General features: G+C 36.7%; 23 protein-coding genes and 1 other annotated feature. All 23 genes read right to left on the bottom strand.

What is annotated here, in order from left to right:
* Positions 1 to 9 precede the first annotated feature (9 nt).
* The 23 genes from pyrR to ACN6MX_RS04855 all read right to left on the bottom strand — a co-directional run bounded on the left by pyrR (position 10) and on the right by ACN6MX_RS04855 (position 22,803).
* Positions 10 to 549, bottom strand: coding sequence for a bifunctional pyr operon transcriptional regulator/uracil phosphoribosyltransferase PyrR (gene pyrR, locus ACN6MX_RS04965; RefSeq protein WP_419961559.1), 540 nt, complete (start codon positions 547 to 549; stop codon positions 10 to 12).
* Positions 550 to 779: 230 nt separating this feature from the next.
* Positions 780 to 1,706: an RluA family pseudouridine synthase gene (locus tag ACN6MX_RS04960; protein ID WP_419961558.1), complete on the bottom strand. Its 927-nt coding sequence runs from the start codon at positions 1,704 to 1,706 to the stop codon at positions 780 to 782.
* Entirely contained in the window at positions 1,706 to 2,182 is a 477-nt protein-coding gene (gene lspA, locus ACN6MX_RS04955) for a signal peptidase II (protein WP_419961557.1), read from the bottom strand. Before lspA ends, ACN6MX_RS04960 begins: the two co-directional genes overlap by 1 nt.
* Positions 2,183 to 2,534: 352 nt before the next feature.
* On the bottom strand, positions 2,535 to 5,285 hold the full coding sequence (gene ileS / locus ACN6MX_RS04950; RefSeq protein WP_419962555.1) for an isoleucine--tRNA ligase: 2,751 nt from the start codon (positions 5,283 to 5,285) through the stop codon (positions 2,535 to 2,537).
* Between the two features lie 74 nt (positions 5,286 to 5,359).
* Positions 5,360 to 5,582, bottom strand: a binding site (T-box leader).
* Between the two features lie 48 nt (positions 5,583 to 5,630).
* Positions 5,631 to 6,140, bottom strand: a complete 510-nt coding sequence (locus ACN6MX_RS04945) for a DivIVA domain-containing protein (RefSeq protein ID WP_419961556.1) — start codon at positions 6,138 to 6,140, stop codon at positions 5,631 to 5,633.
* An 88-nt stretch (positions 6,141 to 6,228) separates the two neighbouring features.
* Entirely contained in the window at positions 6,229 to 7,017 is a 789-nt protein-coding gene (locus tag ACN6MX_RS04940; protein ID WP_419961555.1) for an RNA-binding protein, read from the bottom strand.
* Between the two features lie 47 nt (positions 7,018 to 7,064).
* Positions 7,065 to 7,328 (bottom strand): YggT family protein, encoded by a 264-nt coding sequence (locus ACN6MX_RS04935; protein ID WP_340773867.1) that lies wholly within the window; start codon positions 7,326 to 7,328, stop codon positions 7,065 to 7,067.
* An 18-nt stretch (positions 7,329 to 7,346) separates the two neighbouring features.
* Positions 7,347 to 7,826 carry a cell division protein SepF gene (locus ACN6MX_RS04930; RefSeq protein WP_419961554.1) on the bottom strand — a complete coding sequence of 160 codons (480 nt, stop codon included), beginning with the start codon at positions 7,824 to 7,826 and terminating at the stop codon, positions 7,347 to 7,349.
* Positions 7,823 to 8,515: a YggS family pyridoxal phosphate-dependent enzyme gene (locus ACN6MX_RS04925; RefSeq protein ID WP_419961553.1), complete on the bottom strand. Its 693-nt coding sequence runs from the start codon at positions 8,513 to 8,515 to the stop codon at positions 7,823 to 7,825. The genes ACN6MX_RS04930 and ACN6MX_RS04925 overlap by 4 nt, the downstream gene beginning before the upstream one ends.
* Positions 8,516 to 8,596: 81 nt before the next feature.
* Positions 8,597 to 8,833 (bottom strand): YlmC/YmxH family sporulation protein, encoded by a 237-nt coding sequence (locus ACN6MX_RS04920; protein ID WP_419961552.1) that lies wholly within the window; start codon positions 8,831 to 8,833, stop codon positions 8,597 to 8,599.
* Positions 8,834 to 8,917: 84 nt separating this feature from the next.
* The gene (sigG, locus tag ACN6MX_RS04915) at positions 8,918 to 9,697 is read right to left on the bottom strand and encodes an RNA polymerase sporulation sigma factor SigG (protein WP_340773876.1); all 780 of its coding nucleotides are present in this window, start codon (positions 9,695 to 9,697) and stop codon (positions 8,918 to 8,920) included.
* A gap of 89 nt (positions 9,698 to 9,786) precedes the next feature.
* Positions 9,787 to 10,494 (bottom strand): RNA polymerase sporulation sigma factor SigE, encoded by a 708-nt coding sequence (gene sigE, locus ACN6MX_RS04910; RefSeq protein ID WP_211893551.1) that lies wholly within the window; start codon positions 10,492 to 10,494, stop codon positions 9,787 to 9,789.
* Positions 10,494 to 11,336, bottom strand: a complete 843-nt coding sequence (locus tag ACN6MX_RS04905) for a sigma-E processing peptidase SpoIIGA (RefSeq protein ID WP_419961551.1) — start codon at positions 11,334 to 11,336, stop codon at positions 10,494 to 10,496. The genes sigE and ACN6MX_RS04905 overlap by 1 nt, the downstream gene beginning before the upstream one ends.
* An 883-nt stretch (positions 11,337 to 12,219) precedes the next feature.
* The gene (ftsZ, locus tag ACN6MX_RS04900) at positions 12,220 to 13,380 is read right to left on the bottom strand and encodes a cell division protein FtsZ (RefSeq protein ID WP_419961550.1); all 1,161 of its coding nucleotides are present in this window, start codon (positions 13,378 to 13,380) and stop codon (positions 12,220 to 12,222) included.
* A 42-nt stretch (positions 13,381 to 13,422) separates the two neighbouring features.
* Entirely contained in the window at positions 13,423 to 14,712 is a 1,290-nt protein-coding gene (ftsA, locus tag ACN6MX_RS04895) for a cell division protein FtsA (RefSeq protein WP_419961549.1), read from the bottom strand.
* A gap of 100 nt (positions 14,713 to 14,812) precedes the next feature.
* Positions 14,813 to 15,163 carry a small basic family protein gene (locus ACN6MX_RS04890; RefSeq protein ID WP_211893547.1) on the bottom strand — a complete coding sequence of 117 codons (351 nt, stop codon included), beginning with the start codon at positions 15,161 to 15,163 and terminating at the stop codon, positions 14,813 to 14,815.
* Position 15,164: 1 nt separating this feature from the next.
* Entirely contained in the window at positions 15,165 to 15,887 is a 723-nt protein-coding gene (locus ACN6MX_RS04885) for a DUF881 domain-containing protein (RefSeq protein ID WP_419961548.1), read from the bottom strand.
* 20 nt (positions 15,888 to 15,907) lie between these two features.
* Positions 15,908 to 16,633: a DUF881 domain-containing protein gene (locus ACN6MX_RS04880; protein ID WP_419961547.1), complete on the bottom strand. Its 726-nt coding sequence runs from the start codon at positions 16,631 to 16,633 to the stop codon at positions 15,908 to 15,910.
* Complete coding sequence (locus ACN6MX_RS04875) at positions 16,620 to 17,408, bottom strand: cell division protein FtsQ/DivIB (RefSeq protein WP_419961546.1); 789 nt, start codon at positions 17,406 to 17,408, stop codon at positions 16,620 to 16,622. The genes ACN6MX_RS04880 and ACN6MX_RS04875 overlap by 14 nt, the downstream gene beginning before the upstream one ends.
* A gap of 1 nt (position 17,409) precedes the next feature.
* Positions 17,410 to 18,465: an FtsW/RodA/SpoVE family cell cycle protein gene (locus ACN6MX_RS04870; protein WP_419962554.1), complete on the bottom strand. Its 1,056-nt coding sequence runs from the start codon at positions 18,463 to 18,465 to the stop codon at positions 17,410 to 17,412.
* Between the two features lie 55 nt (positions 18,466 to 18,520).
* Entirely contained in the window at positions 18,521 to 19,876 is a 1,356-nt protein-coding gene (gene murD, locus ACN6MX_RS04865; protein ID WP_419961545.1) for a UDP-N-acetylmuramoyl-L-alanine--D-glutamate ligase, read from the bottom strand.
* Between the two features lies 1 nt (position 19,877).
* Positions 19,878 to 20,849 carry a phospho-N-acetylmuramoyl-pentapeptide-transferase gene (gene mraY / locus ACN6MX_RS04860; RefSeq protein ID WP_419961544.1) on the bottom strand — a complete coding sequence of 324 codons (972 nt, stop codon included), beginning with the start codon at positions 20,847 to 20,849 and terminating at the stop codon, positions 19,878 to 19,880.
* Between the two features lie 46 nt (positions 20,850 to 20,895).
* Positions 20,896 to 22,803, bottom strand: coding sequence for a penicillin-binding transpeptidase domain-containing protein (locus ACN6MX_RS04855; protein ID WP_419961543.1), 1,908 nt, complete (start codon positions 22,801 to 22,803; stop codon positions 20,896 to 20,898).
* Positions 22,804 to 22,834 lie beyond the last annotated feature (31 nt).

The following is a 22,834-nucleotide window of genomic DNA, read 5'->3' as shown; positions in this document are numbered from 1 at the left end:
AATAGATTTTTATTCATAAATGGTCACTGCATCTACTTCGTCTGTTTCCGTCACTTTTACAACGATTCTTTCGCTGCTAGAGGTAGGTATATTTTTTCCAACATAATCTGCTCGAATTGGTAGCTCACGGTGCCCTCTATCGATTAAAACTGCTAATTGTATTTGAGACGGTCTACCTAAATCCATTACTGCATCCATCGCTGCTCGGACAGTTCGACCTGTATATAACACATCATCCACCAGAATAACTTTTTTATCCTTTACATCATGTGTTATATCCACTTGCTGTACTAATGGCTCATCCGTACCATTCTTCAAAGAAAGATCATCTCTATATAGTGTAATATCAAGCTCTCCTGTTTTTATCGGCTTGCCTTCAATACGTTCGATTCGATCCGCCAAACGCTGTGCTAAAAATGCTCCTCTAGTTTTTATGCCTACTAAAATACACTCTTCAATTCCTCTGTTACGCTCAATAATTTCATGTGCAATTCTTGTGAGTGCTCGATTAATCGCTTGCTCATCTAGAATATTTGCTTTTTCTCCCATCAACCCTCATCCTCTCTAAATAAAACAAAAAACCTTCTAAGCTCGAGAGCCAGAAGGTTGTAAATGCGTAATAACGTAGAGTGATTCCCATAAATCCGCAGATTAATAGTTCGTCACGTTCACATATACCTTCTCAGCCTCTCTGGACTGTTATTAAAGGTTAAGCTATATAGTTTTAAAAACAATTATCGCAGCAGTATAGATGCTTGCGTTTTTCTTATTATAATGTACTATTCTTCATTAATCAATGATTGATTTTTTAAATCTTGTATCAAATTAGTAAAATCCTCTGGAAGTGGGTACGTGAACTCTAAGTATTCTCCCGTTTTTGGGTGAATAAAACCTAATAGTCCCGCGTGTAAAACTTGTCCGTCAAAATTGATCGTTTTTTTCGGACCATATTTTGGATCCCCAGCAAGTGGGTAACCAATATATTTCATATGCACACGAATTTGATGAGTACGTCCAGTTTCTAATTGGCACTCAACTAACGAAAATTTATCAAATCTTTCTATTACACGGAAATGTGTTACAGCATGTTTTCCATTATCCACTACCGCCATACTTTGTCTTTCTTTCTTGTCACGAGCAATAGGAGCATCAATTGTCCCTTTATCATGCGCAATACGACCGTGCACAAGTGCAGTGTATTTACGAGTAACTGTTTTCTTTACAAGTTGATCCACTAACGAGACATGCGCAACGTCATTTTTAGCTACCATCAAAAGACCTGTCGTATCTTTATCAATACGATGGACAATTCCGGGACGCATAACCCCATTAATACCAGATAAATCTTTAATCTGATACATCAGACCATTTACTAGCGTTCCAGTAGTATGTCCTGGTGCAGGATGTACTACCATTCCGCGAGGTTTATAGACAACTACTACATCCTCATCCTCATAAATGATTTCTAAGTTCAAATTCTCCGCAACAATATCAAGTGGTATAGCATCTGGAGGTGTAACGACAATAACATCTCCTGCTTTCACTTTATAACTTGTTTTGGCCGGTTCATTGTTCACCTTTACAAAACCATCTTTAATAAAGTTTTGGATTTGTGTACGTGACCAATCTGACTCAAAAGATGCAATTGCTTTATCAATACGCTCTTTTGCTTGTTCATTTTCAATAATAAATGTTAAATCTTCCATTACTTCACCTTTTTCTTTTCAGCTCGTTCTTCCTGAAATACGAATAATATTATAATTACAACCCCAATAGTTAGTGCAGCATCCGCTACATTAAAGATAGGAAAATCGTAATTGATAATAGGTATTAAAACATCGACGAAATCTACCACTTCGCCTCTCCAAAGTCGGTCAATAAAATTCCCTATTGCTCCTCCAAGCAGCATCATCAAACCAGCTTGAAATATTGGTTTTCCTTTTGCTTCTTTATGAAAATAATAGATAATTCCAATGATGACGATGACAGTGATAATGGTAAAGAATCCTATTTTCCCTTGTAGAATGCCCCAGGCTGCTCCTCTATTTCGATGAGAAAGTAGCGCTAGGTAAGGGTCCCACATAATAATTCTTTCACCAAGTATCATATTTTTAACGACTAGCCATTTTGTCCATTGATCTAACGCAATGACAAAAGCCGCGAGTCCATAAAATTTCCACACATTATTTCCCCCACATAACAAATTCTTTACAGCAAAATTGAACACTCTTCACCTAGTTTAACACAGACCCTACAATCCGTAAAAGAGCAGGTGAAATTTTACAAGCGGATGGTGCCCTATTAGCATTCGTAGAATCCTGTTGTTATGGACTATATCGCAGTACTTATGGGCTAAGTCAGGGCATTTAAGGGCTTTATGGAAATTTAAGATCGATCAATGATGATTTATGGACTGTTTGCGAATATTTATGGGCTATTTCTCCAAGTTAAGGGCTCTCCACACGATTTCACATGTCAATAGTATTAAAAAAATGCGGTCCTATAAAAGGACCACATTTTTTCACTTTACTTATTTACTTAACGACCTCTGCGCAACGTTCACATAAAGTTGGGTGTGCTTCACTTGTTCCAACTGTTTCGGAAATTGTCCAGCAACGCTCACATTTTTCACCATCTGCTTTTTCTACTACAACAGAAGCATGTTCTAATGCTAAGCTGTTTGCAGGTGCTTCAGCTGGAGTACCGCCCAATTCAAACTTAGAAACGATGAACAATTGAGCGAAGTCAATCGCATCCGTTTCAAATAATGCTTTATAGTCATCATTTACATATAAAGCTACTTTTGCTTCTAATGATTTACCGATTGTTTTTGCATTACGTGCTTCTTCTAATGCTTTTAGAACATCATCACGTAATTCCATAATTTTATCCCACTTAGCAGCTAACTCTTTGAATTCAGGATAATCTACTGCTTCTGGCATATCCGTTAATTGAACACTTTCTGCTGTTTCATGCTCTAAATAAGCCCAAAGCTCATCAGTCGTATGCGGCAGGATCGGTGTTACTAATTTTAATAACGCTATTAATGTATCATACATTACTGTTTGCATTGCGCGACGATCAGGATGATCCTCTCCATAGATATATACAACATCTTTCGCAATATCCAAGTAGAATGAACTTAGTTCACTTGACACAAAGTTATTCACTGTATGGTATACACTTGCAAAATCATAGCGATCGTAAGCGGCTCTTACAGTCGTAATAACTTCTTGTAGCTTCATGTACATATATTGATCTACTTCACGAAGATCTTTAAATTCCACACGATTATTAACAGGATGGAAATCACTGATATTACCATGTAAGAATCGGAACGTATTACGGATTTTACGATATACTTCGGATACTTGTTTGAAGATCGCATCAGAAACACGTACATCCGCTGTATAATCAACAGAAGCTACCCATAAACGTACAATGTCTGCACCTAATTGATTTATAACTTTAGAAGGAACGATAACGTTTCCTAATGACTTACTCATTTTACGACCATTGCCATCTAAAGTGAAACCATGACTTAACAAACCTTTATAAGGAGCGTGACCAAACATCGCCGTACTCGTGATTAACGAAGAGTTAAACCAACCACGATACTGATCGGAGCCTTCAAGATATAAGTCAGCTGGGAATACTAAATCATCACGTTCTTCTAACACACCTTGATGAGATGAACCCGAATCAAACCATACATCCATAATATCTGTTTCTTTCGTAAAGATACCATTTGGACTTCCTGTATGTGTGAATCCTTCTGGTAGTAATTCCTTCGCTTCTTTTTCAAACCAAATATTAGAACCGTGCTCACGGAATAATTTAGAAACATGTGAAATAGTTTCTTCTGTTAGAATTGGTTCTCCATCTTCTCCATAAAATACTGGAATTGGAACTCCCCACACACGTTGGCGAGAAATACACCAGTCTCCACGATCACGAATCATGTTAAAAAGACGAGTCTCTCCCCATGCAGGAGTGAATTTTGTATCTCGAATTGCTTGTAATAATTCATCTCTAAATGCTTCAATAGAAGCAAACCACTGTGCAGTAGCACGATAAATAACTGGTTTTTTTGTACGCCAGTCATGCGGATATGAATGTGTAAAGAATGTAAGTTTTTCAAGTGCACCAACAGCCTCTAGTGCTTCTGTAATAGCTTTGTTAGCTGTGTCATAAAATAATCCTTCAAAACCAGGTGCCTCAGCAGTCATAACACCGCGGTCATCAACTGGACAAAGAACATCTAAGCCGTAAGCTTTACCAACGTAAAAGTCATCTTCCCCGTGACCAGGGGCTGTATGAACACAACCAGTACCAGACTCAGTAGTTACATGCTCTCCTAGAATGATAAGAGAATCACGATCGTATAATGGATGTTTTGCAACTAGGCGATCCATTTCCTTCCCTTCAAGCGTACGTTCTACAGTGTATTCTTCCCAGCCTAGTTCTTCTGCTACAGATTTTACTAAATCTAAGGCAACAACAAATTTAGAACCGTTCGTATTTACAACTGCATACTCCACTTTTGGATGTAAGGAAATAGCTAGGTTTGCAGGAATTGTCCATGGTGTTGTAGTCCAAATGATAAATTTTGTACCTTCTTCCAACACACCTTTACCCTCTGTCACCTCAAAGCTTACATAAATAGATGGTGATTTTTTATCTTGATATTCAATTTCAGCCTCAGCGAGTGCGGATTCACTTGATGGTGACCAGTAAACAGGCTTTAATCCTTTATAAATATATCCTTTTTTAGCCATTGCACCGAATACTTCGATTTGACGTGATTCAAACGTAGGAGTCAATGTAACATATGGATTATCCCAATCACCACGAACACCCAGACGTTTGAATTGGGAGCGTTGATTGTCAATTTGTTGATATGCATATTCTTCACAAAGCTTTCTAAACTCTGCTAAAGACATTTCTTTACGTTTTACACCTTTATTCGTTAGTGCTTGCTCGATTGGAAGACCATGTGTATCCCAGCCTGGAACATAAGGTGCGTGGAAGCCTGACATCGACTTATGACGTACAATCATATCTTTTAATACTTTATTTAATGCGTGACCCATATGAAGATCACCGTTCGCATAAGGTGGTCCATCATGCAACACAAAAAATGGTCGACCTTTTGTATGGTCCTGTACCTTTTTATAAATATCTTGCTCTGCCCATTTTGCTTGAATATCTAATTCTTTCACTGGTAGATTTCCGCGCATAGGGAAATCTGTCTTTGGCATTAATAATGTGTCTTTGTATTCCATCATATTACCTCCTGATTAATAAAAACATGAGTACTGTCTAAAGTGTGCCTAAAACAAAAAAACTCCACATCCCAAAAAGGGACGAGGAGTTATGCTCGCGGTACCACCCTACTTGCGATTTCGCTTAAAAATCGCCGCTTAGAATGCCATAACGGGGCATTAACCGAAGACACTTACTAGAAGTTCAGTGTCCTTGCTCCAAAGTGATAATCTAAAAAAGTTTTTCTTCTTGAGCTCTCACCATCCTCAAGTCGCTTTGTCGAAATCTAATCTAGACGTCTTTTTCTACGCATATTATATGATATGAATTATTATAGGTAAAGTATGGCTACGAGTCAAGAGATGTTAATCTTCTGTAACCGTTATACGATTAATCGCTTCTGTATCCACATCATATTCCATTAAATGATTCCAGTCATCTGTATTGATCAAGTCTAGTTGGGCTTCTACTAACATTTTAAAACGATTTCGGAAAACCTTCGATTGTTTTTTCAAGTCCTCGATTTCCAATGCAATCCTTCTAGCTTTTGTTAGAGCCTCATTGACAATTCGGTCAGCATTTTTTTCCGCCTCTTTCACAATAAGCTTTGCTTCTTTTTGTGAATTGCGACGTACTTCCTCAGCAGCCTCTTGAGCAACGACAATTGACTTATGTAGTGTTTCCTCAATCGAAGTAAAATGACCAACCTTTTCGCTTGAAGTTTTAAGCTTTGTTTCTAATTCCTTTTTTTCTTTCATCAAAATTTCAAGGTCTTTCATTATTTGATCAAGGAATTCATTTACTTCGTCTTCATTGTATCCTCTAAATCCTTTACTAAATTCCTTGTTATGTATATCAAGTGGTGTTAGTGGCATTTTAACATCTCCTTTACTACTATTCTTTCTACCATTATACATTTCTAAGAAGATGAATACATCTAAATTTGAAATATTCTTATAAAAATTAACTTTTTAGTTCTAACCTACCTATTTGTAGTCGGACTTTATCTTTTTTTGTTCTTCCTTCGATCATCATTAATTTTACTCTTCCATGTCCTCTTATAGAAAGTAAATCAAGTTCTTGTAGTTCAAGAGATACCTGATCTTTTTCTGACCAGTTTACTTTAACCTTCCCACTTTGTATAAGAGATGCTGATTTTTGACGAGAAATATTAAAAATTGAGGCAATCACTGTGTCTAACCGAAGAGAACTAACCGTTAAAGTCTCAGTTGTCCATTCCTCCTGTTGTGCAAAATAATCGATTGGATCTTCTATTTCGTCTATATGAACTTTCACTTTCCCAATGGATGTAAAGTTAGCACGAACATAATCCAACACCTCTAATGCAACAACAAATTGAATAGCACCGTCCTGTACGCGAATATCACCAAATTTACTCCGATCAATCCCAAGTGACATCATCGAACCAAGAACATCCTTATGCTTTAACGTTACGAATTTAGTAGGATAATGGACTTCTACTACTCTCATAGAGAAATCGTTATCTGATGGAGTATAATAAGAAGGAAACAGTAGAACTCTTTTTCTCTCCGCATGTTCTAGTGTACCTGCTGCTGTAGATCCAATATCCTCATATTGCCTACGAATCGAATCAACGATAAATTGCTGTCTAGGATCTAAGAAGTCCGTTAACTTAGGAGCATACCGATCCTCTACTTCCCGCATCAAACTCACTACCTGTTCAATAAAAGGCTGCTCTTCTTTTCTAAAATGTTGCAATACATTTTCCATTATAGTATTCCCTTTCAAGTATAGTAAAAAACCCCACGAAAGTGAGGTTAGAGAATTGTATAAGCTATAAAATATATACCCTTCATTGCAAGGTTTAATACAAAAATTGCTACAATAGGTGAGATATCAATCATACCTAGTGGAGGAATAATCTTTCTAAACGGTTCCAAATATGGTTCACATATTCTTCCTAAAAACTTACCAAAACTCGATTGTTGAATGCTCGGTACCCATGACATTAAAATATAAGCTATTAATGCATACGTATAAATCTGAACACCCCAACTTATTAAATATAAAACTAATCCCATAAGTTAATTACTCCTCTGTTAATCTAGGTCGTTATAATAATAATCCGATATTGCACCATCGACTTCAACTGAGTCTGGTGCACAAAGGAATATATCTGTACCTATTCTTTGTATATCTCCACCTAAAGCGTACACTGTTCCACTTAAAAAGTCGATTATTCGAATTCCCTGTTCTTTATCAATACGCTGCAGGTTTACAATTACTGCTTTTTTACTTTTTAAGTGTTCCGATATATCCTGTGCTTCTGCATAAACACGGGGCTCTATCAATATCACTTTGGATGACTTTTGTACGTTTTGAATACTAACGAGATTTGGTGTGTTCGTATCCTTAGGAATTGTATTGAATTTACGTTCTTTTGGTGCAGACTTTACTGGTTGTTGTTTTATATTATTATCTACTGTTTTTTGCTGCTGAGGTCTCGATTGCTGTGCTTCTGATGCTTCCTCCTCTTCGTCTAAGTAGAAGAAGTTTTTCATCCAGTTTTTCATGCTCATACAATTCCCTCCCTCTCTTTGCCAACCAATGCTGTTCCGATTCTTATAAAAGTAGCACCTTCTTCTATTGCAATTTCATAGTCTCCAGACATTCCCATGGAAAGTTCTGTACAAGGTGCATTTGCTATTTGTTTAGCAGCAATTTTACTTTGGAGTTGTTTCAATCTCCGAAAAACATCATGTATGATTGTGTCATCTTCCGTATTTGGGGCCATTGTCATCAATCCAATAACACGAATACGTTCATGATTTTTAAGCTGATCTATGAATGCTTCCACTTCATCAAAAGCAAGACCTTGTTTTGAATCTTCCCCAGAGACGTTTACTTGTACAAAACAATCCTTCGTGGAGGTGGCTCTTTTCTCAATTTCATCCGCTAAACTCATCCGGTCCAATGAATGCAGGAAATTTATATGGTTAATAACCGATTTAACTTTTCTTGTTTGTAAAGTACCTATGTAATGCCACTTGACGTCATTTGAAATGGCATCTAACTTTTTTTGTAAACCCTCTGGTCTATTTTCCCCTAAATGCAGAACACCATTTTCAATTACTTCAATTGTTCGACTAACCGAAACTTCTTTTGTTACCGCTATTAATGTAACATCTTCTAACTTCCTATTAGCTTTATCGCTTGCACTTTGCATATGTTGTTGAATTTGTTCTAAATTTTGTTGTACATTTGTCATTTGAAACCCAACTTTTCATCATTTGTATTTTGTTTATTGTATCAATGAAAAGCCGTTTTATCAATGAAGAACATTGTAATTCTATGTTTTTGATACAATTATAACATCTTTTCCAATTATCGCTATATTTTGTACTGCTATTTTCTTCGTATCTCTTTTTTTATTGAAAAAGGTTGGATAAGCGCCATTTTCCTCTACTAAAAATGAAATTATATAGCCGGTCTCTTTATCAATTTCCGCATCCACAATATAGCCTAGCAATTGGCCACTCTTCGCTTCTATCACTTCTTTTTGCTGTGCATCTGAAAATTTCATCATTGACCCCCTTTATTCATTATATGAATGAAAATGAAAAAAACGCTTTTTTCTGGAAAGAAAAAAGCGTTTTGCTAAAAAATAACCTTATGGATTCAATTGGCTTTGAATAGTTGATAAAGCACTCTTTTCTAGTCGAGAAATTTGTGCCTGAGATAAACCTAAGTCCATCGCTATTTCTGTTTGTGTAGCTCCATAATAAATTCTCTTCGTTAATATTTTCTTTTGTCTTGTATCTAGCTTCTGAAAACTTTCTTTCACAGTAAAATAAGTGACCCATTGATCTTCGGATACATCATTATCGCATAATTGGTCCATCATATAAATAGCATCGCCACCATCACTGAATATTGGCTCTTGCAAAGATACTGGATCTTGAATGGCATCTAAAGCAATTAATATATCCTCCACCGATATATCTAGCTCTTTGGACAAATCATCTAAGGTTGGCTCTTGTAAATGCTCGTTTATAAACTGTTCCTTTGCTTTCATAGCTTTATATGCAATATCTCTTAACGATCTTGATACTCGTACGGAATGGTGATCACGTAAATGTCTTTTTATTTCTCCAATAATCATAGGAACTGCATACGTAGAAAAACGGACGTTATGCTTTAGATCGAAATTCTCAATAGACTTGATGAGACCAATACAACCAACTTGAAACAAATCATCTGCTTGCTCTCCCCGGTAAGCAAACCTTTGAACTAGGCTTAAAACTAACCTTAAATTACACATTACTAGTTCATCTTTTACAGAATCTTCACCAGCTTGTAATCGAATAAACAATTCTTTCATTTCTTCATGCTTAAGTAAAGGAAGCTTAGATGTATCAATGCCGCATAATTCAACTTTTGTTCTCGTCATAGATCTTCCTCCGGACTTTTTAATTGTTCTAAGTCAGTTTGTCCGGGAAAGAAAAGATTATTCTTTACGATTCTATCCAATTTCACCCATTAGGCAATTGGTTCGTTTAATAGCTCCTTTAAATCTAAAATGATTTTCTTTTCTAAACGAGATATATATGATTGCGAAATCCCTAAATGGTCAGCTACTTCTTTTTGGGTCATTTCTTCTTTACCATTTAACCCAAATCGACATTGCATAATATACTTCTCCCTATTGCCCAGTAGATTTATCGCTTCGAATACATGTTGGCGCTCAAGTTTTTTCTCTACATCTTCAATGATTAAATCCTCGCTAGTGCCCAGAATATCTGAAAGTAATAGTTCATTTCCATCTGAATCTGAATTTAAAGGTTCATCAAAAGAAACTTCTGATTTCATACGGTTAGTTTTTCGTAAATGCATTAAAATTTCGTTTTCTATACATCTTGAAGCATACGTTGCAAGCTTGATACCTTTTTCTAGATTAAACGTCTCTACAGCCTTTATAAGACCGATAGAACCTATACTTATAAGATCCTCTATATTTGTATTTGTCTGATCAAATCTTCTCGCAATATAAACAACTAATCTTAAGTTTCGTTCGATTAATACATCTCTAGCGTGTTCATCGCCATCCATAAACGCCAGTAGCATTTCCCGTTCTTCTTCTCTCGATAATGGCTTAGGTAACGATTCATTGCCACCAATATAATGTACACTTTTTCTTCTAAAGGACAGTACCCAATAGTAAATCTTACGCAACCATTTCATCAGCATTACCCTACACTCCTTTTCTTTAAATGAAAATATGAGGAACTATGTAATATTCCATCCGCCTCATGTGGAAACTTTTCTTTCGCTTTCGTCATAACAATATATCCTTTAGGTAATGTCTGATCGCCAATTATCCACTGATCATACTTAATACCAACAACCCATGTTTTATGCTTTTGAATCGTTGCAATTGGGATTAATCGTAATTTACTTGCATATTCTTTTGGAATCTTGTCCAATCCGGTCTTTCTATCAAACTCCCAATCGCTAATAGCTTCGAATAATGCTGGTGGCAATATCTCTTTCAGCATTTCTGCTGCCACAAAATGGACAGGATCATTGGATAACGGCTCTGTACACACATTTCCTGAATCTATAAAAATTGTCAGTTCCTTAGAAGCGCCAAATAACATAACGTTAGATGAATATAAGAGCTCCCTTTCTGCGTGTGCAATATTCAAATGAAGGACATGTTTGGTCAATAAATATAAACCACCAGTAGCAATCAAAGCAAAGTTAATAATCATGAACAAGTTACTACTATTGTCATACAAAGGAGCTATTGCTGTAAGTAAACCACCAGCAAAAACACTAGCTAGTAACGTTAATATAATTGCTTTAACTATTTGTGAACGTTTTTTCCAAAAAGCAATAGCAATCATCACAAAAAAAGATAAAAATATCGTACTCATTGAATGAGAGAAAACAACTGTGATTACTCCAGCAGTTAGGGCAGATAGAAATAAATACCTCTTCTGATTTTCAATCCACCCAATTTTATTGGCAAATGCCAAAACGGTATAATTGAAAAAAGTATTGGTTACAATCATTACTTCCGCGTACATAGTTTCCCTCCTTTTGACTAAAGCTTAGCATCTAAAGTGTAAGAAATTTGTCAAAAGAACGTTCAAAAACGTTCTTTTTTTACGACATAAAAATAATTTGGATAATGATAATTTTAACAAATAGTTACGAAAAGGTTATTTCCTCTAATTTTTTAATTATAAAACAAGCGATCTTTCTAAGGTCAAAACCTGTTTCTATTGTTTTCGCTGGGCTTTGAACAGACGTATTGCTATATGATTACCGATTGAATTTTTAGGGATGCTGGTTGGTTGTGACGTTCGTCACAACCAACCAGCATCCCTTTTTTCGATATCTTATGGCGTTTGCCTGTCCGTCGCCCTCCTGCAACTCTTAGAAACAGGTTAGTGCGTTTTTGGTTAACTAGAGAAAAGATACTTTCCTATGGATAGAGTAAGCTCTCGAAGATGCAATTTCGTTAGCTATTTCGCTTCTTTATTCGATACATACTAACTATTTTTCTTTATTTCCACTAGTAAAAGAAAAATTGTCTGCCACAATCTATCATTTAACAACAGAATTTCTACTTCATTAGCATCACAAATCATTTTATCTCTACATTAAGTTGAGTTAATCTTATTATCTAAGCGATATGCTCTGCCAAATCTAATGTAGTACTACGCACCTAATTGATTGTAGTGCAAGGTGGCGACTCCAGCAGGAAAAGCGTTAGGCGAAGACCCCGCAGCGTAGCTAGGAGGCTGAGGCAACGCCCGCGGAAAGCGTCCACCTGAAACGGAAATCAGTAGTATTATTCATTTTTTCAAGTCCCACGAACCTAGTGTTCATCTACAATTTTATATACTTATTCTTCAAAAAAAAAAAAAAAAAACAACCACCGAAGTGATTGCTTTTGTCTTTATATTAGTTTCTGCGTTGACGATTTCTTAAGAAAGTTGGAATATCTAATGCATCTTCTTGTTGGTTATGAGATACATGTCTATCTTGTTGAGGTGCTTGTTGTTGCGGCACTTCGTCTTTACGTTGTTGCTCACGGATAGGTGCTGCTGAAGGCTGTGGTGTTCTGTTTCCACCGAATCCAGCGCTTCTTGGCTGTTTTTGTGTTAAAAGCTCTTCATTGAATCCAGTTGCAATTACAGTTACAACTATTTCATCTTTCAAGTTATCATTTATAACCGAACCAAAGATCATATTAACTTCTTCATCTGAGGCAGAGGCAACAATATCAGCAGCTTCTTGAACTTCAAATAGACTGAGGTTAGAACCACCAGTAATATTCATCAACACACCAGTCGCACCATCAATTGATGTTTCAAGTAGTGGACTTGAAATAGCCTTTTTCGCAGCTTCAGCAGCACGATTTTCTCCTGCTGAAATACCAATACCCATAAGTGCTGCGCCTTTATTGGACATAATTGTTTTAACATCTGCAAAATCAAGATTGATAAGACCAGGTACTGCGATCAAATCAGAAATACCTTGGACCCCTTGACGTAAAACATTATCCGCTTCTCTAAATGCTTCTAGCATTGGTGTGTTTTTATCTACGATTTCTAACAAGCGGTCATTTGGAATGACGATTAACGTATCTACAGATTCTTTCATCATACTAATCCCACCGACTGCTTGAGTAGAACGTTTACGACCTTCAAAAGTAAATGGACGTGTTACTACACCTACTGTTAATGCCCCTAAATCACGTGCAATTTGAGCAATAACTGGTGCTGCACCAGTTCCTGTACCGCCACCCATACCTGCAGTAACAAATACCATATCTGCTCCTCTTAAAGCTTCCTCGATCAATTCTTTACTTTCTTCTGCAGCTTTTTTTCCTACCTCAGGATTTGCACCTGCACCAAGACCGCGAGTTAGTTTTCCACCAATTTGTAGTTTTACTTCGGCTTTTGACATATTGAGAGCTTGTGCATCTGTATTTACAGCGATAAAATCTACTCCTTGAACACCATGTTCAATCATACGATTTACAGCGTTATTACCGCCACCACCTACTCCAATAACTTTAATGATCGCTAATGCATCTTCATTTGTTTCAAATTCTAACATGCTATTGCCTCCTATGCTCTCTCTGCTATGATAAAGGGTTTGTTATTCAAAAAACTTGTCAAAAAATCTCTTCGCTTTTGTCAATGCGCTATCTTTGTGTTCATTAGTCGTTTGAGCAGATTGTTTTTGTTTTTTACTTACGGCAACTGCTTCATTTGGAACCGAATGCGCTAGCGCATGGCTATTACCAATTTTACCATAGAAAAGATCTTCTTTATAGGCATATCTTATAAGACCAACAGCTGTCGTATATTGTGGCTCACGAACTCCAATATAATCCGGGGTGTATAATCTTACTCTTGTTTGAAGAATATGTCTTGCTAGCTGGCCTAAGCCTTCTAGTTTAGAAACTCCACCAGTAATGACTACTCCTCCTGGTAAGTCTTGTAAACCAAGTCGATAGAATTCTTCCAGAACAAGTTCAAACAGTTCTTCTAGTCGAACTCCAATGATTTCAGCAATATACCGTTGTGAGTATTGTTCTTTCATATCTGCCCCTATTACTGGCACCTCAAATAGTTCATCATCTGAGGCATCATCATAGAAGGCATGTCCATATTTTAGTTTTATCATTTCGGCTTGTTCCGTTGGCGTTTTTAATACGATTGATAAATCTTTTGTAACATGATCCCCACCAACAGGAATAACAGAAGTATTGATTAAATGGCCTTCATTGAATATGGCAATTGTAGTGGAACCACCGCCTATGTCAATATAAGCTGTGCCGTGATTTTTTTCATCTTCAGTTAATGCAAAATGACCACCAGCTAAAGGCTGTAAATAAATCTCTCTTATTTGAAGACCAGCTCTTTCCACACATCTTAACACGTTATGTAAAATTGTTTTGGATGTAGTCATCATTATACCGTCTAATTCTAAACGGGTTCCAATCATCCCACGTGGATCTTTAATTTCCTCTAAGTGATCGACGATAAACTGTTTTGGTGCTATATTAATAAGCTCTCTCTCAGGAGGGATAGACATTACTTGAGCAGACTCAATCACACGTTCTAAGTCTCCATCTGTTATTTCTCTATCCTCACGATTAACAGCTACTACTCCTTTAACATTTTGTATATTTGCCATATTTGCTGGTATGCCTAACACGATTTCATTAATAGACATGCCGATCATTCTTTCGGCTTCACTAACGGCTTTTTTTATAGATTGTACAGTTGCGTCTATATCTACAATGGTGCCTTTTCTTATTCCATTTGATTTAACATTTCCTACACCTATTACATGCAGCGAGTCATCATTCATTTCGCCGATTAAGACTTTAATTGATGACGACCCAATATCTAGTGATACGTATAATTCTGATTGATTCAACCCGTGGCACCTCCTATAAACTCTTTATTTATTATTCTAGTGTAAAAATGATATAAAGTCTAAAATTTTCTAAAGAAATAGTCAATTTCTACAAAAAAATTTATTGATTTTTTCTTTCGGACCATTTAGTGAGCATAATTCGACGAATAACTGCAATATTTTGAAATAATCTCACTCCAAACGCAAAAATCGCAGCTAAGTATAAATCTATTCCTAAGTGTACACCTAAAAATGCTAATGCTGCTGCTAAGCCAATGTTAAAGAAAAAACCTGAAACAAATACTTTGTCATCATAGACATGTTGAAGATGAGCACGTATTCCTCCAAATAGCGTATCGAGTGCTGCCAATACCGCTATCGATAAATAGCTTTCATATATTTCAGGAATCTGAATTTCAGTTAATAACCCGAGGGAAATCCCAAGTATCAGCCCTAATAATGGCAACCACATTTCATGACTCCCCTTCTGGTACTTCTTTTAAAAATTGGTTGTTTACTGTTTGGTCATAAGCTGAGATCATGATAATGTGCTCGGGTTCGCCAATTTTAAGTTTCAAATTGTCGATATAGAAATCATCTCCGATTGTAGAAGCCTCTAGCTGATTGTACATTTTTTGTGCATCCTCAAAAGTGGAGGTTCCAATTCTAATCGTAAATGGAGCATTTCTTACAGGTATATTATTTACTGTAGTTTTACCATTAACATCTCTTATCGGTGAAGAATATATAATACGTTTACCGTCCACTTCTATGTCTTTAGCTTTAAAACGATTGATTTCATTGATTAGACGAATGAGTAGATCTGGTGAAATACCTTCTACAGGTTGTCCAAGTGCAATGCTTTCTAATGATGGTTCCACTTTAATAGTAAGTCCTGGACCTGTAAACTCAACAAGACCAATATCTTCTTTTAATTGCCTTACTGTATCTTCTAAAGCAAATGCAGCACTTTCACTCACCATGTTCTCATATTTTAGGATTGTCTGATCTAGCATATAGACTTCTGATAGTAATTCGGAGTGTGTTTCGGTTTCTTTGGAAAGTTCTTGACGGATAGCCCATATGTCTCTTGTGTCTCTAGTCTCTGGGTTTTGAACAGTATTATATTGTACCGCTAACATAAAACCAATTACTAACAAAATTATGGTGAACCGAATATAGACGGTTTTTTTCATTATTCGGCCTCCTTTATTACTCAGCTATAATCATCTTCCCGTAGAGCAGGCATCGTTATTAAATCTTTTTCTCCGACAGTTACCACTATATTATCACTGGTGAGTTGGTCTACCACGCCTCCGCCTAAATTCACAGAGGCAAGTAATACTTTTGGATCTCCTACTGCTTCAATTGTAAATGGAGCAGGAAAAGTCTTTCCGTCTACTACAATTACAGGGCCTGTACACCGGATATAAGAGTTTGCATGAAGCCGCTGACCATTAATCGATATAGCTTCTGCACCTGAAATTTTCAATTCATTGATCACTTTAAACACATGACTCTCATGTACAATATAATCATTGGGGTTTTCTTGTGAAGGATTATAAGCCCCGTCTTCCAATGAAACAGTAATTCCTTTTCCTTGTGATGGGATATCACCAATTAATAATCGAAGTAATTCTGCTTCTTCCACCAGCTCTTCCACACTTTCTTCGCTCTCTACAAAGGAATGTTCATAATCCCGAACTTTTTGCTGCTTTACGATAATTTCTTCTGTTAGCTCTTTATTTCGTTCTTTTTGTTCTACTAATTTTTCCCTATATTTTTCTTGCTCTCGGAACCCCGAGACATCTGAAGCGTTTTCTTTTGTGTCATCTGAGGAGATGCTATACGAATATGCAAGTATAAATCCTAACACTAAACTTACCATCGATATAGTAATAAGTCCTTTAGATGGCACTTTAAGGAGTTTAGTCTTCCTCATTTTCCACAACCTCCTCCTCTACTGGTACATTGTACACATCCACATATGGTTGAAAAAATGTTCCTACTTCTAAATCTACGATTCCTTTCACTTCTGGATTCAATTGAGAAACAATAGACGGATAATAATTCATTTTCTCTCCGAATGATGGAATGATAGCCTGAACTTCATTGCCATCATTCATAAATACTTGAATGGAATAGGCATCGTTTTCTGTTGGTGTATATTTAATCTGCGAAATACCCGTTAACACTTCACTTTTTAATAGTTTTAATTCTTTAATCATTCTTTGACGAACTTTTTCATCATCAAATCCAGTAAATATGGGACCTTCTTTGGGTATAACTTGTCCATCTGTTTTAATAATCTGTCCATTTTCTAAAATAATATGAAGAAAATCTCCATCCTCTAAGTATCCAATTTGTTTAAATTCATTTACCTGTATGTGAACGGTTGTTAACCATTCACGCTTTACCTGCGCTGATTCTACCCATGCATTATGACTCAATAGGTTTTCAATTTTACTTTCATTAAAACTCCACATCGATTCGCCGATAACCAATGTACTTTCTTCTATGTACAATTGTTCAGGAACAAGCTTTGCACCTTCTAGTGAGATAGTTTGAATTTGACTATAGGAAGATTGAAAATATAGGACTATCAATAGCGTAGTAACAAAGAGAAAAAGTAGAATGGAAAATTTTTTATTTGTTCTACGTCTTCTGCGCTCTTTTAGTGTAGGTATACGATCTTCAATATCGATGATTTTTTCCATTCTACCGCCTCCCTTCTTTATCAGTTTCTTTAGCTAAATTTAAAATAATTCCGATAATCCCCCATGTCATCACTAACGAAGATCCCCCATAACTGATGAATGGTAAAGTTACTCCCGTCACTGGTAAAAGGCCCGTAACTACCCCCATATTTAGAAATGTCTGTACCGCTAATAGGGAGGTCAAACCAACAATCATTAACTGGCGTTCACGTGTTTTTGCACGGGCAGCCATCGTGAAACTGGTCGTAAAGAAAATCACAAAGGCAAGTACAATTATGAACCCCCCAATGAAACCCGACTCTTCAAGCAGAATGGAAAAGATGAAATCATTTTGAGGTTCCGGCAAATATAAAAACTTTTGGCGGCTATTTCCATAGCCAAACCCGAATAATCCTGCCGGGCCTATTGCAAGCAATGATTGGATTGCCTGAAACCCAGAGCCAAGTGGGTCTTTCCAAGGATCTAGAAAGGCTTGAATTCGTACCAGTCTATATGGCGCCGAAACGATTAATAACACAAAGGCAATAATTCCGCTCAAGCCTATCCAAAGGAAGAATTTAAAAGTAAGACCTGCCGCAAACAATAAAAAGAATACAGCAACGACCAATACAAATGCTGAGCCAAAATCTGGTTGAACCATGATAAAGCCAATCGGCAATAATAGCAGGACTGCACTCTGAATATACATTTGCATTTTAGACTTTTTTTCATCTGCTAAAGTGATAGCTAAAACTCCTAAAACAGCTATTTTAGCTAACTCAGCTGGCTGAAAATTCATAAACCCAAGTGGGATCCAGCTTTGAGATCCATTTCGGACTACTCCAATACCTGGGATTAAAACACCAATTAGCATAAGGATTGCAACTACATATAAACCTTTCCAAAATCCACCCGACCGTATGAAACCCGACCTTTGAATAATAAATGCCCCAACAATTCCTACAACTAAATACGCTGCTTGTTTAAACGCAAAAGGCGTTTGCCCTTTATAATGGACTTCGCTCCAATAGGATCCCGCGGAATGGACAAACAATATACCAATGATGGATAAAAACAGTACAGAAAATAGGAAAATAAATTTTCTTGTATCTTTCGTTTAGGTCATCCTTTCATTACTCTTCTAAAGAAATAACTCGGTCGATAAATTCTTCTCCACGTACCTCAAAGCTTTCGTATTGATCCCAACTTGCACAGGCAGGGGATAATAATACGACATCCCCTTCCGAAGATGCGTCTATTGCCATTCCAAATGCTTCCCCTAATGTGTCGACACTAACTACTGAAGATATTCCTTGCTCTTCCCCAAACTTTTGCAGTCGATCCCTAGTCGCACCGTAATGGACTAATGCTTTAACACGATTCAAGTATGGTATTAGTTCATCAAATGAATGTCCACGGTCCACACCACCAGCTATTAATATAACTGGCTCTGTAAATCCTTCCAAAGCACTTTTAGTAGCAAGTGCATTTGTAGCTTTTGAATCATTATAAAACTTACGTCCCTTCCATTCCCTGATGAACTGAGTACGATGCTTCACACCCTGAAACGCCGATAACACTTGTATAATAGCTTCTACTGAACAATTCATCATTAATGCTGTAGCAGTAGCAGCTAATACATTTTCTAAATTATGTTTACCTCGTAGGGCAATGAGCGATCGTTCGAATAATGGTTCGCCGTTCCAGTAAACGTAAAGTTCATCCGCACTAATACCCAACTTTGTTTTTTTGCTCACATAGAAAGGTATTTTGGATGCCATACTCTTTTGGGCATAGTCTTTAACAATTTGCTGCTCCCCATTATAAACAAGCCAATCGGTAGCATCTTGTTTTTGGGTAATTTTAAATTTAGCATCTGTATATTCTTGAAAATCCTTATGATAATCTAAATGCGCCTCATACAAGTTAAGTAAGACGGAAACTTTAGGTTTTAACTCTTCGGTACCCATAAGTTGGAACGAAGACAATTCGGTTACGATAATATTGTCTGCTGTCGCTTCTTTTGCAACACTAGTTGCCACCGTCCCAATATTCCCGGCTATTTTCGGTTTTTTATTTGCTGCGGCAAGCATTTCAAATATTAATGTTGTCGTTGTCGTCTTTCCGTTTGAGCCTGTAATTCCTATCATTGGGGCATCGCTAATACGATAGGCTAGCTCTACTTCCGTCCATACAGGTATACCTCTTTTATTTGCCTCTGAAATGACTGGATTCGTATAAGGTATCCCAGGATTCTTGACGATAAGGCTAAATCCTTCGTCCAAAAGATCCTCTGGATGACTTCCACAAATGACAGTTAGCCCTTTGGACAACAAATACTGGGCATTTTCATTTTGTTCGAATGGTTTCGAATCATTTACAGTAACGAAAGCTCCTAAATCATGAAGCGTTTCTGCAGCTGCAGTACCACTTTTTGCTAATCCCAAAACGAGTATCTTTTTATGAAATACAATTGGCAATTTCTTCATCTCACAAAACCTCCAAACAGACTACAATCATTGCAGCTATAAAACCTATTGCCCAAAATACGGTAACTATTTTACGTTCATTCCATCCTGATAATTCAAAATGATGGTGAATTGGACTCATTTTGAATATACGTTTACCAGTTGTTTTAAAGCTAATTACCTGCAATATTACCGACAGTGTTTCAATTACAAAAATAACCCCTACTAACAGTAATAATAATTCATGTTTAACAAGAATAGATACCATTGCTAGTGCCCCACCTAATGCAAGAGAACCCGTATCTCCCATAAATACTTTCGCTGGATTTTTGTTGAACAATAAAAACCCTAAAAGTGCACCTGAAACACTGAATGTAAATATAGCTATATCTGTTTGTTCATAAGCAAGTGCAAGAACACCAAATGTTGCAAACGCAACTGTTGCAGTTCCTGCTACTAAACCATCTAAGCCATCTGTTAAATTGACAGCATTTGAAAACCCAACTAGCCAAAATATTAAGAATGCAATATACAATTGTCCTAAAGGTAATTCCATTTGTGTAAACGGTATTTCGATGTTTGTATCAAATGGGCCCTGCTTAAGTAAGAAGTAGGCAAGGACTGCAATTAGAATTTGACCAATTAGTTTTTGAATAGATGTTAAACCAAGATTTCTTTTCAATACGACTTTTATAAAATCGTCTAAAAAGCCAATGACACCGAATCCTACCAGAATAACTAATAATACAATTGACTGAGTCGTTAACTTATCAAAATAAAATGAAAGAGCGAGTGTAGAAATAATAATGGAAGCTAAGAAAATTAGCCCTCCCATTGTAGGAGTACCCGCCTTTTTTTGGTGAGACTGAGGGCCTTCTTCTCTTATACTTTGACCAAATTTCATTCTTCTTAAATATGGAATAACAATTGGAGCAAGAATAACAGAAAGTAAAAAACTAACAATAATTGTAATTACCGTTGTAGATAATGTCATGAAAAAATCTCCTTAAATACGATCACCTATTAATGAATGTACTATTTTATTTATTTGTGTAAACATGTATCGTTCCATCTATTGGTATAAGCCCATTTTCTTTAGGTAGCTGGGATATTATTTCATCTCCCTCTCCATGCCAAACAATATTGAACGGATACATATAGGACGTGATTTCTTTTCTTTTCGTTCCCACTAGGTTTGGTGTACGGACTTGTTCCAAATCTCCCCATCTATATTCTTTTTCCAGTTGGGTGCCACTTCCTTTTGTCTTCAGAGAGTCTTCTAAAATTTGACCTACAATAGGTGCTGCAATAACCCCTCCAAATTGACTACTATGTTTTGGGTTATCAATTGCCACATATACAATAAGTTCTGGATCATCTGCAGGTGCAAAACCGATAAAGGAAACGATGTATTCCCCTTCCATATATCGGCCATCTTGAACTTTTTGTGCTGTACCTGTTTTACCACCAATTCGAAGTTGGTCCCGATAGGCGTTTCTACCCGACCCTTCCGCAACTACGTGTTCCAAAGCGTCTCGGACAATAGCGGAAGTTTCCTCACTAATAACTTGACGCTTCATCTCTGGTTCGCTACTTGACAATATTTCGTTTGTTTCACCGTCGATTGTATTTTTTACAATATATGGCTTATATAGATAACCACCATTAACTGCCGCAGCTACAGCTTGCACTTGTTGAATAGGAGTAACAGATATCCCTTGGCCGAAGGATGTGGTAGCATGTTCAACTGGTCCAAAGTTTTCTTTACTAAATAGAATACCCGTGGATTCCCCAGCCATCCCTGACCCTGTTGATTCACCAAATCCAAAGTTACGTATGTATTCTGATAGCTTCTCTGCACCAACTCTATTTCCTAGTTCAATAAAGCCAGGGTTACAAGAATTTTCAACAACCTCTAAGAATGTTTGATCTCCATGCCCTTCACGTTTCCAACAACGGAGCCTAGACCCTTCCACCATGGAATAACCAATATCATGAAAGTGATCCTCCTCTAAGTCTACTACATTCTCTTCTAATGCCGCACTTAATGTAATAATCTTAAAAGTTGAACCTGGTTCAAAGGTCATCCAAACTGGTAAGTTTCGGTTATATATAGTTGAATCCACCTCTTGATAGTTGGATGGGTCGAAATTGGGAGCAGAAGCAAGTGCTAATATTTCGCCATTTTTGGGGTTCATAACGATTGCAATCGCTTGAGTTGCTTCATACTTTTGCATAGCTTGAGTAAGCTCACGTTCAACTACATTTTGAATATCTAAATCTACCGTTAGTTGAACATGATTGCCCTTTACCCCATTTTTCCAACCATCGTCCACATGTGGAAGCGGTACTCCTTTTGCATCAGTAAACATTCGAACAGCGGAGGATTTACCTTTTAAAACGGAATCATATTGATACTCGATTCCAGCAAGCCCCTGCGCATCATATCCTGTGAATCCTACTAATCTAGATAACATATTACCATAAGGATAGTCTCTTATATAATCGACCCCTGCATACAATCCCTTAATATTCTTATCTTGTATGTCCATTGCTAGTTCACTAGAAATATTTTTTCCTTTTGGTGCAATTTTTATCAAGTAATTGTTTTTATCTATTTGTTCCAAAAGCTCACCTTTGTCCATACCAATTAAAGGTCCAATTTCATCCGCTACTTGTTTTGGATCATCATTTTGAGATGGCATATAAAATAAGGTAGGTGCAAGCTTATTCCCAACGATTACTTCTCCATTACGATCCAAGATATTTCCTCGGAGCGATGCGTAAGGTAGTTCTCTATCCCAGCTTTCTTTCGCTTTCGTCGTAAGCTCATCAAATTGAAAAAATTGAAGTTGAACTAATTTGAAAAGTACCAACAAGAATAAAAAAATAATCATAATCCAAATCATTCGTAGACGCATAATTTGTTTTATTTTAGAAATTGCCAAATCCCCTTTAGTCCGTTTTAGATAACTTATG

This window comes from Psychrobacillus sp. BM2, assembly GCF_048572895.1.
Classification (GTDB): domain Bacteria; phylum Bacillota; class Bacilli; order Bacillales_A; family Planococcaceae; genus Psychrobacillus.
The sequence above is the reverse complement of the archived record's forward strand: the minus strand, read 5'-3'. Positions and strand labels throughout refer to the sequence as shown.